Source organism: Nannocystis pusilla (assembly GCF_026626665.1).
In the GTDB taxonomy this organism is placed as follows: Bacteria; Myxococcota_A; Polyangia; order Nannocystales; family Nannocystaceae; genus Nannocystis; species Nannocystis pusilla.
In genome coordinates, this window is the sequence record NZ_JAPNKE010000002.1 from 4,254,299 (window position 1) to 4,266,830 (window position 12,532).

Below are 12,532 nucleotides of genomic sequence, written 5' to 3' on the forward strand. Positions count from 1 at the left end.
ATTCGCAAACTGTGGACCGGTTCCTTGGTCGTGCTGGCGCTGCTGGTGCTGGCTGACTTTTGGGTCATGCGAGACCCGCACCACCACGCCCACTTCGGCGTCGACGGCACGTTCGGCTTCTACTCCTGGTACGGCTTCGGCGTGTGCGCCGTCATGGTCCTGGTGTCGAAGTTCGTCGTCGGCCTGATCTTGAAGCGGAAGGACACCTTCTACGATGACTGAGTCCGTCGGCCTGCCTCCTCCGGGCATCATCCTGGTCCTCGGCGGCCTCTTGCTCCCGCTGCTGCGCGGGCTCGGCCCGGCCGTCGCGCTGCTGCTGCCGCTGCTGACGCTGGGGTTCATCTGGGGCATCCCCGACGACCTCACCGTCACCATGCCGTTCATGGGCCAGTACGACCTCACGGTCCTGGCCGTAAGCCCGCCCACCAAGGTGTTCGCCACCATCTTCGCGGTGATGGCCTTCGCCGGGGCCCTGTTCGCCCACCCGATCACCGGCCTCGACAGCGAACGCGGCCGCCGCTGGCGCGTCGAGCTGCCGGCCGCCTTCGTCTACGCCGGCTCGGCCATCTGCGTCACCTTCGCCGGCGACATCCTCAGCCTCTTCATCTTCTGGGAGCTGATGGCGATCGGCTCGACCACGGTCATCTGGAGCGCCGGCACCAAGGCGGCCGGGCGCGCCGGCTACCGCTACGCCCTGGTCCACTTCGTCGGCGGCGTGCTGCTGATGGCCGGCATCCTCGCCAAGGTGTTCGCGCTGCAGGGCGCGGGCGTGGCCGACCCGCTGGCGCTGCACCACTTCTTCTTCGGCGCGGCCGGCTTCGAGGGCCTGTCCTTCGGGTCAGGTGACGCGGCGGCCTGGCTGATCCTGCTCGGCATCCTCGTCAACGCCGCCGCCCCGCCGCTCGGCTCGTGGCTGGCCGACGCCTACCCGGAGGCGTCCGAGAGCGGCACCGTGTTCCTCTCGGCGTTCACCACCAAGACGGCCGTCTACGTGCTGATGCTGCTGTTCGCGGGCACCCAGCTGCTGATCTACGTCGGCCTGTTGATGGCGGTGTACGGCATCGTCTACGCCATCCTCGAGAACGACATGCGGCGGATCCTCGCCTACTCGATCGTCAACCAGGTCGGGTTCATGGTCTGCGGGATCGGCATCGGCACCGCCATGGCGCTCAACGGCGCCGCCGCCCACGCGTTCGCCCACATCGTCTACAAGGCGCTGCTGCTGATGTCGGCCGGCTCGGTCCTCTACATGACCGGCAAGCGCAAGTGCACCGACCTCGGCGGCCTCTACCACTCGATGCCGATCACGATGACGTGCGGCATCATCGGCGCGCTGGCGATCTCGTCGTTCCCGCTGACCTCGGGCTTCGTCACCAAGTCGATGATCAACCAGGCCGCCGCCGACGAGCACATCGCGCTGGCCTGGTTCACGCTGACCGCGGCCTCGGCCGGCGTGTTCCTGCACGCCGGCATCAAGTTCCCGTGGTTCGTGTTCTTCCAGAAGGACTCGGGCCTGCGCCCGCCGGACCCGCCGTGGAACATGCGCGCGGCGATGATCTTCTTCGCCGCGGTCTGCATCCTGCTCGGCGTCCCCGGCCTCTACGGCCCGCTCTACGCCATCCTGCCGTTCCCGGCCGCCGCGGGCGAGACGCTCTACGCGCCCTACACCGTCCCGCACGTCATCAACCAGCTGCAACTGCTGCTGTTCTCGGGCCTGGCGTTCTTCGCCCTGCTCCCGGTCCTGAAGCGCACGCTGACGATCACCCTCGACGCCGACTGGTTCTACCGCCGCCTGTTCCCCGGCGTCTGGAAGCACCTCCTGCGCCCCGTCGTCCTCGCCTTCCGCGAGTTCTTCGACTACCTGTTCGGCCACCTGCCGCAGATGACGAAGGACGTCGTCTACTCGCCGCCGCAGGAGGGCCGCATGTTCAAGGAGTGGGGCCTCGGCGGCGCGATGGTCGTGATCACCGGCTTCCTGTTCGTCTACCTCGTGCTCGGCTACATCGCCGCCTGAGCCGCGGGCGCGCCGCTCGCCGCGCCGGTGCCGTCGACCTCCTCGCAGGTCGCACCGCGCCCGCGGCCGGCGGCGACATGTCTTTCGGGACATCTGCGGTCTTTCGCGACCCGCGGCAATTCGTCGGTCGAACCACGGCGCAGCGGGCCCCGCGTCGCCGAGCCCGGTCGCACGCGCGCAGCATAAAACGGCATGACGCCGCCGCCGGCGTTACCCTGTGATGTCGACCCGAGGGTCGGGATGACGACCGGCGACCGTTCCCCCAGCGAGAGTTCTTCGGCGCGCGCGAACGTCGAGCCCGCCGCGAGGTGGCCGCTCTCCCTCGCCAGCGCCACGGCGGCCGTGCTCCTCGCGCTCGCGCTCGCCGGCCCGCTCGGCGGCATCTACTTCGCCGTGCCGCTCGCGGTCCTCTCGCTGTCCGCGCAGCTCACGGGCGCCGCACCCGCCCTGGTCTCGACCGCGCTGGCGACGATGGGCATCGGCGCGTGGTTCTTGGCGAACACCCACGAACCGAGCCACAAAGAGGCGCTGCAGCTCGCCGCGTTCCTGATCGCGGGGTCGATCATCAGCGTCGTGTCCGGCTCGCTGCGCGCAGGGCGGGCCCGCGACGTCGAGGCGCGGATCGCCGCCGCTCGCGCCGCCGAGGAGGCCGAGCGTCTGACCGCGGAGACCCGCATGACGCTCGCGGCCGTGCGCGCGAGCGAGGTGAAGTTCCAGCAGCTCGCCGACTCGATGCCCCAGATCGTCTGGGCCTGCCACCCCGACGGCAGCCCCTATTACTACAACCGCCAGTGGTACGAGCTCAGCGGCATCCCGGAGGGCACGCTCACCGAAGCCAACTGGTGCGCGTGCTCCACCCGGACGATCAGCAGCGGTGCCTCGACCTCTGGTACGAGTCGGTCCGAACCGGCGAGCCGTTCCAGATCGAGTACCGCTTCAAGTTCCCCCACGTCGACGAGTACCGGTGGTTCCTCGGCCGCGCGCTGGCAGTGCGCGACGAGTCCGGCCGGATCACCCGCTGGTACGGCACCTCGACCGACATCCACGACGCCAAGCGCACCGAGGCGGCCCTGCGCGCCAGCGAGGAGCGCCACCGCGCCCTGGCCGAGGCCCTGCGGGAGGCCGATCGCCGCAAGGACGAGTTCCTCGCGGTGCTCTCGCACGAGCTGCGCAACCCGCTGGCGCCGATCAAGAACAGCCTCTACGTCCTCTCGCGCGCCGCCCCGGGGAGCGAGCGAGCCCGCCGCGCGGAGCGAGTGATCGAGCGGCAGATCGAGCACATGACGCGGCTCATCGACGACCTGCTCGACGTCACCCGGATCTCGCGGAGAAAGATCCAGCTGCGGCGCACGGCGGTGGAGATGAACGAGCTGGTGCGCCGCACGGTCGAGGACCACCGCTCGGTGTTCGAGCGGAGCAACGTCGCGCTGGAGCTCGCGCTCGCCGACCGGCCCGCATGGGTCGACGGCGACCCCACGCGGCTGTCGCAGATCGTCGGCAACCTGCTGCAGAACGCGGCCAAGTTCACCGGCCCCGGCGGGTGGGCGAGGGCCTCGGTCTCGGCGGCCGAGACCGAGGTGCTCGTCCACATCCGCGACAGCGGGATGGGCATCGAGCCGGACATGCTGCCCCGCCTCTTCAACCCGTTCATGCAGGCCGACACCACCCTCGATCGCAGCCGCGGCGGCCTCGGTCTCGGCCTCGCGCTGGTCAAGGGTCTGGTCGAGCTGCACGGCGGCGACGTCCACGCCACGAGCGAGGGGCCGAACCAGGGCGCGGAGTTCGTGGTGCGGCTGCCCGCGATCGCGGCGCCCGCGATCGAAGCCCCATCGTCCCCCGCGCCCGGCCGCGCCTCTCTCGGGCGGATCCTCGTCATCGAGGACAACCTCGACGCCGCCGAGACCTTGAAGGACGCGCTGGAGCTCGGCGACCACGAGGTCTGCCTGGCCCACTCGGGTCCCGAGGGCCTGGCCACGGCGCGGGTGTTCCGACCCGACGTGGTGCTCTGCGACATCGGCCTGCCGGGCATGGACGGCTACGAGGTGGCGCGCGCGATCCGGGCCGATCCGTCCCAGCGCGCGACCAAGCTGGTCGCGCTCACCGGCTACGCCTCGCCCGAAGATCGTCAGCGAGCCCGGGACGCCGGCTTCGATCGCCACCTCGGCAAGCCGCCCGACCTCGACGCGCTGCTGCAGATCCTCGACGAGCTCGTGCGCGCCAGGACGTCGGCCTGACCGGCGCGGTCCGATCGGCGTCGGAGAGCCCGCCTGCTGCGCCGCGCTACACCGATCGCAAGGATCGCTCGCGGCCCGGCGTCGGCTCGCCCTCGCGCGCACGCGTCGCCCGCGAACGACGAGTAGCGAGCTCATCCCGGACGACATGTTCCCAGAACATGCCCTCACATCCATGTCTTCATGGACATTCCCTTGTGAACATGCTTCAAGGCACCGGCGCTGTCCGATCGCAGTCGGTGCCGCGCAGGCTCGGCGCGCGCTACACCCGATCGCATGACGATCCGGCTGTCCGCGCTGTTCGGTCTCGGCATCCTCCTCGCGTGTAGTCGCACCGCGACCTCCGTCGCGCACCCCGAGCTGTTGCCGGAGCCTGACTGGCCGCAGCTCGACCTCATCGTCCGCGATGACCCCTCGCCGCCGAGCCCCGCGCCGCCGCTCGTCGCCGTCGACCCCGACGGCGTGCGCGACGTCGTCTACACCGACCCTGGCGCCCTCCCGCAGCTGCTGCACGCCGGCGTCGCCTTGCCGCTGCGCCACACCGACGTGCGGGCGCACCTGCGGGGCCCCGTCGCCGAGGTCGTGGTCCGCCAGCGCTTCGTCAACGACAACGCCGCCGTCCTCGACGCCGTCTACACCTTCCCCTTGCCCGAGAACAGCGCCGTCACCGACATGCGGATGATCGTCGGCGCGCGCACGATCGAGGCCGAGATCCGCGAGCGCGCGCGGGCCCGGGCCGAGTACGACGCGGCCCGCGACGCCGGCCACACCGCGGCCTTGCTCGAGCAGGAGCGGCCCAACATCTTCACCCAGTCGCTCGCCAACATCCCGCCCGGCGAGGTCGTCGAGGTCGAGCTGCGTTACCTGCAGACCCTGAGCTACGACGCCGGCGAGTACGAGTTCGTGTTCCCCACCGTCGTCGGTCCGCGCTACCTCCCCGGCGAGCGGCTCGCGCGCGGCGACCTCGGCGCGGGCACCAGCGTCGACACCGACCGCGTCCCCGACGCCTCGCGGATCTCCCCGCCCCTCCTCGGCCACGGCGTGCGCACCGGTCACGACCTCTCGATCTCGGTCGTCGCCGAGGCCGCCACTCCCATCACCTCCTGGATCGCCCCGGCGCACAGCATCGACGCCGACGCCGGTGACGGCCGTCTGCGCGTCGCCCTCGCCCGCCGCGACGAGATCCCCAACCGCGACTTCGTCCTCCGCTACCGCAGCGCCGCCGCCCGGCCCTCGGCCAAGCTGTTCCTCGGGCCAGGTGAACAGAAGGGCGGCCACTTCCTCCTCGTCGTCGATCCGCCGCGCCTCGACGTCGAGGACGCGGTCGGCCGGCGCGAGCTCCTGTTCGTCGTCGACGTCTCGGGCTCCATGCACGGCGCCCCGCTCGCCCTCGCCAAGGCCGCCATGCGCGAGGCCCTCGCCCGCGCCCGCCCGGTCGACACCTTCGACGTCATCACCTTCGCCAGCGGCACCGCGCGCCTGTTCGGCGCCCCGCGCCCGGCCAACGCCGAGAACCTGCGCCAGGCGGCCGAGTTCGTCGACGGCCTCGGCGCCGGCGGCGGCACCGAGATGCTCGCGGCCGTCAGCACCGCGCTCGACGGCCCGGTCGAGGCCGGCCGGCACCGCTACGTCTTCCTCATGACCGACGGCTACATCGGCGAGGAGGACCAGCTCGCCCGCAGCGCCCGCGGCTTGCTCGAGCGCCAGCGCGCCGAGGGTCGGCGGGCCCGCGTGTTCGGCGTCGGCGTCGGCGAGGCGCCCAACAGCCACCTGATCGCCGCCGTGGCCAAGGCCGGCGACGGCGCCTCCCTGCACGTCCGCGGCCCCGCCGACCTCGCGCGCGCCGCTCAGGTCATCGAGCGCACCATCGACGCCCCCGTGCTCACCGACATCACGGTCGACTGGGGCACCCTCGCGCCGCGCGACCTCTCGACCTCGCTTCCACCTGACCTTTTGGCCAGCCACCCGCTCGTCGTCCACGGCCGCTACACCGGCGCCGCGCCGGCCGAGCGGCCTGCGCGCCCGCGCCGGCGAGCGCTCCGTCACCTTCCCGATCGAGGTCGTCGCCAGCGGCGAGTCGAGCCGCACCCTCGCGCGCCTGTGGGCCCGCGAGCAGATCGGCGCGCTCGACCTCACCCGCGCGACCACGACCTCGACCGACGTCGAGCAGCGGGCGCGCCGCGACATCCTGCAGCTCGGCCTGCAGCACCACCTCGTCACCGCCTACACCAGCCTCGTCGCGGTCGACCGCTCGCGCCGCGTCGAGGGCCTCGCCCTGGAGATCGCCCAGCCGGTCGAAGCGGTCCACGGCATGGAAAGTCGCGTCGGCGCCCAGGCCCGCTACATCCCGCTCGGCGGCACCTCGCGCGACTTCACCGCGGTCGTCGACATGGCCCCCACCGCCGGCCGCGACGCCGCCGGCATCCGCCTCTCCGGCAGCACCGGCGCCGAGTCGCGCTACGTCGTCGACGGCAGCTCGGCCTTCGGCAGCCCCACCCCGCCGGCGCACTCCGACGCGCTCGGTGACCCCGGCCGCGGCTTCGTCGCCGTCGAGCCGTACGCCCGCGCCCGGATCGCCGCCGTCAGCGGGCCGAGCGACGCCGAGAGCGACCGCCTGCGCGACCTTCTGCGCGCCGACGCCGAGCCGCTGGCCAAGTGCTTCCTCGACGCCGGCAGCACCACCTACCGCGTCCACCGCAAGCTCGTGCTGGTCGTCCACCTCACCGCCACCGGCGGCCTCGCCCGCATGGAGGTGAAGGGCCGCGAGTCGCTCGGCCCGGCCCTCACCGCCTGCCTGCGCCAGCGCGTGTGGCCGCGGGTCCGCGGCGCCGTCAGCCCGGGCGCCACCGTCGAGATCGACCTCGGCGTGTGGATGCGCTTCTGAACCTGCGCGAGCTCGACGCGGCGGTCGCCCCCTACTTGTCCTTCGGGACATGCCTTTCAAAGCATGTCCCGAAGGCCATCTCACTTCTTCCCGGCGCTCTTGAGCTGCTGCTTGGCCTCGTCGAGCGCCTTCTTCACGTCCTTGTCGCTGGGCCGCAGCTTCGCGGCGGCGGAGTAGGCGTCGACGGACTCCTGCCAGCGGCCCTTGCCGGCCATCCCCTGGCCCTTGAGCACCAGCGCGTCGAAGCCGGGCTTCACGCCCAGCTTCTCGTACTCCTCGAGCAGCGGCGCCAGGTCGTCCCAGGCCTTCATCAGCCGCAGGATCTTGCCCTCGCCGATCAGCGCCTCGGCCAGCAGCTCCTTCATGCCCGGGGTCTCCGGGGCCAGCGCCATCACGCAGCGGAAGATCTGGCCCGCGTCGTGGAAGCGCTTGTCGGTCAGCGCCTTCCGGCCGGTCTCGGTCGCCGCCGCCGGGATCTTCTGCGTCAGCCGCTCGATCGCCTCGTGCTTCGGGTCGATCTCCTTGAGCGCCGCCAGGTAGTCGCGCACGCACTCGCCGGCCGGCTGGCAGAAGCGGCCCTCGGCCAGCGCCAGGTCGGCGCGCCCGGCCAGCACCAGCGGGTCGCCGACGTTCTCGACCGCCTGCGGGATGGCCAGGTCGATCGGCTTCGGCGGCTCGGGCGGCGTCGAGTCGTCGACGTCCTGCGTCACGACGACGGGCGCCTGCGGCTCGTCGGGCGGCGGCTCGGCCCCGCCGAACAGGCGCGGCCCGAACAGCACCAGCACCACCGCGATCGAGCCCGCGCCGACCAGCCACAACCACGCGTGCGGGTGCTCCTTGGCCGGCGCCACGATCGTGCGCGGCTCCGGGGCCGGCCGCGGCGCGCTCATCGACGCGCTGGCCAGGATCATGTTCGGGTTCGACACCGCGGCCACCGGCTCGGCCGGCGGCAGCAGCGAGCCCGAGCTGAGCGACGTCGCGGCTGACCGTTCGGACAGGTCGCCGCCCGAGCGAGCGGCCCGCGGCGCGGCCGGGGCGTCGAGCGAGCGCAGGAGGTCGACCTCGAGCACGCGCATCGAGCGGATCCGGTTCTCGGGCCGGGGCGCCAGGCAGCGGGACACCAAGTCGGCCAGCGCCGCCGGCACGTCGCGCACCAGCTCGTCGACGCGCGGGGCCTCCTGCCGGCCCTTCTTCATCATGATGTCGTAGTCGTTGCGGCCGGTGTACGGCAGCCGCCCGGTCAGCATCTCGAACAGCACCGTGCCGAGCGCGTAGATGTCGGAGACCGGGTCGGCCTCCTCGCCGGCCGCCTGCTCGGGCGCCATGTAGGCCGTCGAGCCGACCAGCTTGTCGATCGTCGACACGCCCGAGCGCTCGCTGTCCATATGCGAGCACACGCCGAAGTCGAGCACCTTGACGACGTCGAGCTCGCCGTCCTGCGTGACCAGCACGATGTTGCTCGGCTTGAGGTCGCGGTGGATGATGCCCATGTCGTGGGCGGTCCCCAGCGCGCGGCACACCTGGCTGGCGATGTGGACCGCCCGGCCGGCGGAGATGCGCTTCTCCTCGTCGAGCACGGCGCGCAGGTTCTGCCCGTCGAGCAGCTGCATCACCGAGAACACGCCGCCGTCGTCGAGCTTGCCGGTGCCGAACACCTCGATGATGTTGGGGTGTTGCAGCACCTGCGCCGCCTCGGCGTCGCGCAGGAAGCGGTCGCGGATCTCGGGGTCGCGCGCGTAGATCTCGGGCAAGATCCGCAGGGCGCACGGCACCCCGCGCTCGGTGTCGCGGGCCCGGTACAGCGCCCCCATCTCGTCGAAGGAGAGCAGCTCCTCCACGCGATAGCGGTGCGCGATCATCGTGCCCCAGCGCTGCTCCGCGGCCTCGCGCGGCGAAATCATCGCCCTGTTGGGGTTGCTGAGCAGGCCGTCGTTCTCGATATCCGCCATGATTCGACTTGTCCGGCGCTGCAGCGCCGGGCCCCAAGGCTAACGCGAGCCGGTCACGCCCTCAAATTGTGCCCTCGCGCAAATTCAGGCATGGCGCGCCCTGACCTGCGAAGACCGGCGCCCGCGAGCTGCCGGCACACACATGTCTGCGCAGCATATTCCGCGCCGCGCGCCGGACCACGAGTTTACGGCGAGTCGTCGACTTCGACGCGTCCTGTCCACGAAGCGGCGTCATCACCCGGAATTGTCACTTGTGCGCGTTGGGAACGCAGCCCGCGCACCCGCACGCCGAGCGTGTACGTCCCCGGCAACACCTCGGTCGCGGCCACCGTGCCCTCCGCACCCGTGCGCGCGCCGGCGAAGGGCCCGCCGTCGACCACCGCCCCGGCCACCGGCTCGTCGCTGCCGCGTCGCACCACCTCGACCGTGACCGCGCGACCGAGCGCCGGCACGGCCCCGACCAGCGCCACCGTCTCTCCGGCCACGTGTCCGCCCGAGTTCGCCAGCTTCGACCCCGTCCTGGACCACGCGCAGGTCGTAGCTGCCCTCGCCGAGCTCCGCGAGGCTGAACTGCCCGGCCTCCACGCGCGCCTGATGCACCTCGTAACCTCGCGTGTGCGCTCGCGCCAGCACACGCGCCCGCGCGTAGCCTCGCCCCTCCGCGTCGGTCACCGTGCCCTGCAGCGGCGACAGCGGCGGCGCCAGCACGATCTGCCAGCCCTCCTCCTCGTCCACCGACACTTCCTTCTCCGTCGGGCGAAACCCTGGCGCGCGCGCGATGAGCATCAACGACGCGTAGGTCGGCACGTCACGTGCGTCGCCTGGTTCACAGCGACCGCTGGCCTCGCCGCACGGGTCGCACGGCGGCTTCTCGACCCGCGCGAAGCTGAAGAACCCCTCACCGTCGCTGACCGTGTTGCGCGAGGTGAACGGCGGCAGCGCCGCGGGATCGTCGTCGGCTCCGCGGCGGACCCAGATCTGCGCCCCGGCGACCGCCCGACCCTCACCGTCGCTGACCGAGCCGACCACCCGACTCAGCGCTTGCGCCACCAGCGTCACCGGCGTCCGGTTCGGCTCGAGCACCCACGAATCGCGCGGCACCAGCGTCGGATGGCGCAGCTCGGCGCAGACGATCCCGCGGCATCCCGGCCCGCTGAATTCGCCCTCCGGGCTCGGTTCGACCACGCCCCCGTCGATCGGCGCGCTGCGGTCCGACCCGCTCGGGAGGCAGTGCAGGATGATCCGCCCGTCGCTCACCGGGCTGCCGTCGCGGTCGACGATCCGGCCGCGCACGACGCCCTCGCCGCTGCGATCGACATCGGCGCGTCGCGCCACGCCGAGCACCGGCGCCTCACCCTCGACGGCCGCCGTCACCTGGGTCGCCGCGGCCTTGTTCTTGCGCGCCGGCGGGCGGGGACCCGGTCGCTCGGAGCGCCCGAGCCAGACTGCCAGCGCCGCCAGCAACGCCAGCAGCGCGGCCACCACCGCCGCCCGCCTCATGAAGCCGAACCCAGCCAGGGCCGCATCATCACCTCGATCTGCGCGTGCGCGTCGGCCAGCACCGCCTCGACCACCGCGTCGATCTGGGCCGCCAGCGCCGGCAACGCCGCGCGATCGATCTCCGGCGCGCTGCGGGCCAGCCCGTAGATCTTCAGCTTCGGCTCCGTCCCGCTCGGGCGCAGCACCAGCCGGCACTTCTTGCCGCCCTCGCCCTCGAGCTCGAGGCTCAGCACGTCGCCCGGCAGGTCGCGCGTGGGCGAGCCGGTGTGGCGCGGCTGCGAGCGGTCTTCGAAGCGGCGGGTCGTCAGCCCGGCGAAGCCTGCGGGCGGCGACGTCCGCCACGCCTGCATCAACGCCGCGATCGCCTGCCGACCGGCCAGCCCGGGCGCCATGTAGTTCAGCGTCTTCTCGCGGTGGTAGCCGAAGCGGCACCACACCGCATCGAGCACGTCGAGCAGCGACTCGCCGCGCTGCTTGGCCAGCGCCGCCGCCTCGGCCAGCAGCAGCGCCGCGATCGACCCGTCCTTGTCGCGGATCTCGTCGCCGCGCAGGTAGCCGTGGCTCTCCTCGCACGCGAACACCACCGTGCGCTCCGGGTGCTCGGCGGCCATGCCGGCGTGGTGCTTGAAGCCGACCAGCAGGTCGTCGATCGCCGTCAGCCCGCGGGCCTGGGCCATCGTCGCGATCAGCGGCGTCGTCACCAGCGTCGTCAGCACCCAGCCGTTGGCGGGGATGGCCGCGTTGGCGAGCACGTGGTCGAGCATCAGCACGCCGAGGCGGTTGCCGTCGAGCGGCACGAACTTGCCGTCGCGCCCGCGCACGCACGCGCCCAGGCGATCGGCGTCGGGGTCGGTGGCCAGGACCAGATCGGCACCTGTCTCTTCGGCCAGCTGGATCGCCATCGTCATCGACTCCGGCGCCTCCGGGTTGGCCGAGCGGACCGTCGAGAACCGGCCGCCGTCGGGATCGCACTGGCGCTCGACCGGCAGCACCTCGATCTTGCGGGCGCGCAGGGCCGGCAGCACGCTCGTGTGCCCGACCCCGTGCAGCGGCGTGAACGCCACGCGCAGCCCCGCCGCCGACAGGTCGGCCGGCGCCACGCCTTGCGCCAGCACGTACGCGTGGTACGCCGGGTCCGCCTCGGTGACCACGCGCTCGGGCGGCAGCACGTGGATCTGCTTGCGCTGCTCCTCTTGCAGCTCAGGCAGCTCGCTCACCGACAGGATCGCGCGCATCAGCGCCGCGTCGCGCTCGCCCAGCACCTGCGCGCCGTCGGGTCCGTAGATCTTGATGCCGTTGTCTTCGGGCGGGTTGTGGCTGGCGCTGATGACCACGCCGGCCCCGCAGCCGAGGCGGCGGACCAGGAACGACAGCTCGGGCGTCGGCCGCGGCGAGTCGAGCAGGACCACCGTCATCCCGCCGGCGGCGCACTGCTCGGCCACCGCGTACGCGAAGTCCCGCGAGTGGGTGCGCGTGTCGTAGACGACCGCGACCTGGGGGGTGTCGCCCGCCGCGCGCATCGCCTGCACCAGCCCCTGGGCTGTTTCGCGCACCACTACCTTGTCAAGCGGTTGGGACCGGGCCCGACCTTGCCGCGGCGCCCGCCGGTGCCGATCGGGAGCACCTGGGAGTACGCGTCGAGGATCTCCGCCAGCGCCGCGGCCGACCCCGCTTCGGCGGCGGCGACCAGCGCCTGCAGCGCCTCGTGTTCGGCCGCGAATCTGGGTTCGGAGAGCCAGTGGGACAGGGTGCGCTCGACATCGGCGGGGAGGCGGAGGGCGCTGGGACTCGGGGTCACGGGCGGATCTTACCTCAGCGACATGCACGCCAGTGAAATCATCTGCGCCGCGCCTACGTTTTGTGGAACACTCAAAGGCTGCCGGTTGTCCGGGCCAGCACGCAAGGCGGGTTTATGGCGAACCAGGATCCTCGTACTCCTTCACGACCGACCGGG

The 12,532-nt window shown here is 72.3% G+C and carries 8 protein-coding genes; 4 read left to right on the forward strand and 4 right to left on the reverse strand.

What is annotated here, in order from left to right:
• Nucleotides 1-24: 24 nt before the first annotated feature.
• The 4 genes from OV079_RS18715 (at nucleotide 25) to OV079_RS18730 (ending at nucleotide 6,771) form a co-directional block, all read left to right on the forward strand.
• Nucleotides 25-222, forward strand: coding sequence for a hypothetical protein (locus OV079_RS18715; RefSeq protein WP_267770175.1), 198 nt, complete (start codon nucleotides 25-27; stop codon nucleotides 220-222).
• Nucleotides 215-2,014, forward strand: coding sequence for a Na(+)/H(+) antiporter subunit D (locus OV079_RS18720; RefSeq protein WP_267770176.1), 1,800 nt, complete (start codon nucleotides 215-217; stop codon nucleotides 2,012-2,014). Before OV079_RS18715 ends, OV079_RS18720 begins: the two co-directional genes overlap by 8 nt.
• 848 nt (nucleotides 2,015-2,862) lie before the next feature.
• On the forward strand, nucleotides 2,863-4,248 hold the full coding sequence (locus OV079_RS18725; protein ID WP_267770177.1) for a hybrid sensor histidine kinase/response regulator: 1,386 nt from the start codon (nucleotides 2,863-2,865) through the stop codon (nucleotides 4,246-4,248).
• 273 nt (nucleotides 4,249-4,521) lie between these two features.
• Complete coding sequence (locus OV079_RS18730) at nucleotides 4,522-6,771, forward strand: VIT and vWA domain-containing protein (RefSeq protein ID WP_267770178.1); 2,250 nt, start codon at nucleotides 4,522-4,524, stop codon at nucleotides 6,769-6,771.
• A gap of 438 nt (nucleotides 6,772-7,209) precedes the next feature.
• Here OV079_RS18730 and OV079_RS18735 read toward each other — a convergent pair whose 3' ends face one another.
• The 4 genes from OV079_RS18735 to OV079_RS18750 form a co-directional block, all read right to left on the reverse strand.
• Nucleotides 7,210-9,078: a serine/threonine protein kinase gene (locus tag OV079_RS18735; protein ID WP_267770179.1), complete on the reverse strand. Its 1,869-nt coding sequence runs from the start codon at nucleotides 9,076-9,078 to the stop codon at nucleotides 7,210-7,212.
• A 234-nt stretch (nucleotides 9,079-9,312) separates the two neighbouring features.
• Complete coding sequence (locus OV079_RS18740; RefSeq protein ID WP_267770180.1) at nucleotides 9,313-10,578, reverse strand: carboxypeptidase-like regulatory domain-containing protein; 1,266 nt, start codon at nucleotides 10,576-10,578, stop codon at nucleotides 9,313-9,315.
• Nucleotides 10,575-12,134 carry a phospho-sugar mutase gene (locus tag OV079_RS18745; RefSeq protein ID WP_267770181.1) on the reverse strand — a complete coding sequence of 520 codons (1,560 nt, stop codon included), beginning with the start codon at nucleotides 12,132-12,134 and terminating at the stop codon, nucleotides 10,575-10,577. Before OV079_RS18745 ends, OV079_RS18740 begins: the two co-directional genes overlap by 4 nt.
• Nucleotides 12,134-12,376: a hypothetical protein gene (locus OV079_RS18750; protein WP_267770182.1), complete on the reverse strand. Its 243-nt coding sequence runs from the start codon at nucleotides 12,374-12,376 to the stop codon at nucleotides 12,134-12,136. Before OV079_RS18750 ends, OV079_RS18745 begins: the two co-directional genes overlap by 1 nt.
• Nucleotides 12,377-12,532 lie beyond the last annotated feature (156 nt).

Coding starts and splice junctions, on each gene's coding strand:
- OV079_RS18730 (WP_267770178.1), top strand. CDS start 4,522: ATGACGATCCGGCTGTCCGCGCTGTTCGGTCTCGGCATCCTCCTCGCG.
- OV079_RS18735 (WP_267770179.1), bottom strand. CDS start 9,078: ATGGCGGATATCGAGAACGACGGCCTGCTCAGCAACCCCAACAGGGCG.
- OV079_RS18720 (WP_267770176.1), top strand. CDS start 215: ATGACTGAGTCCGTCGGCCTGCCTCCTCCGGGCATCATCCTGGTCCTC.
- OV079_RS18740 (WP_267770180.1), bottom strand. CDS start 10,578: ATGAGGCGGGCGGCGGTGGTGGCCGCGCTGCTGGCGTTGCTGGCGGCG.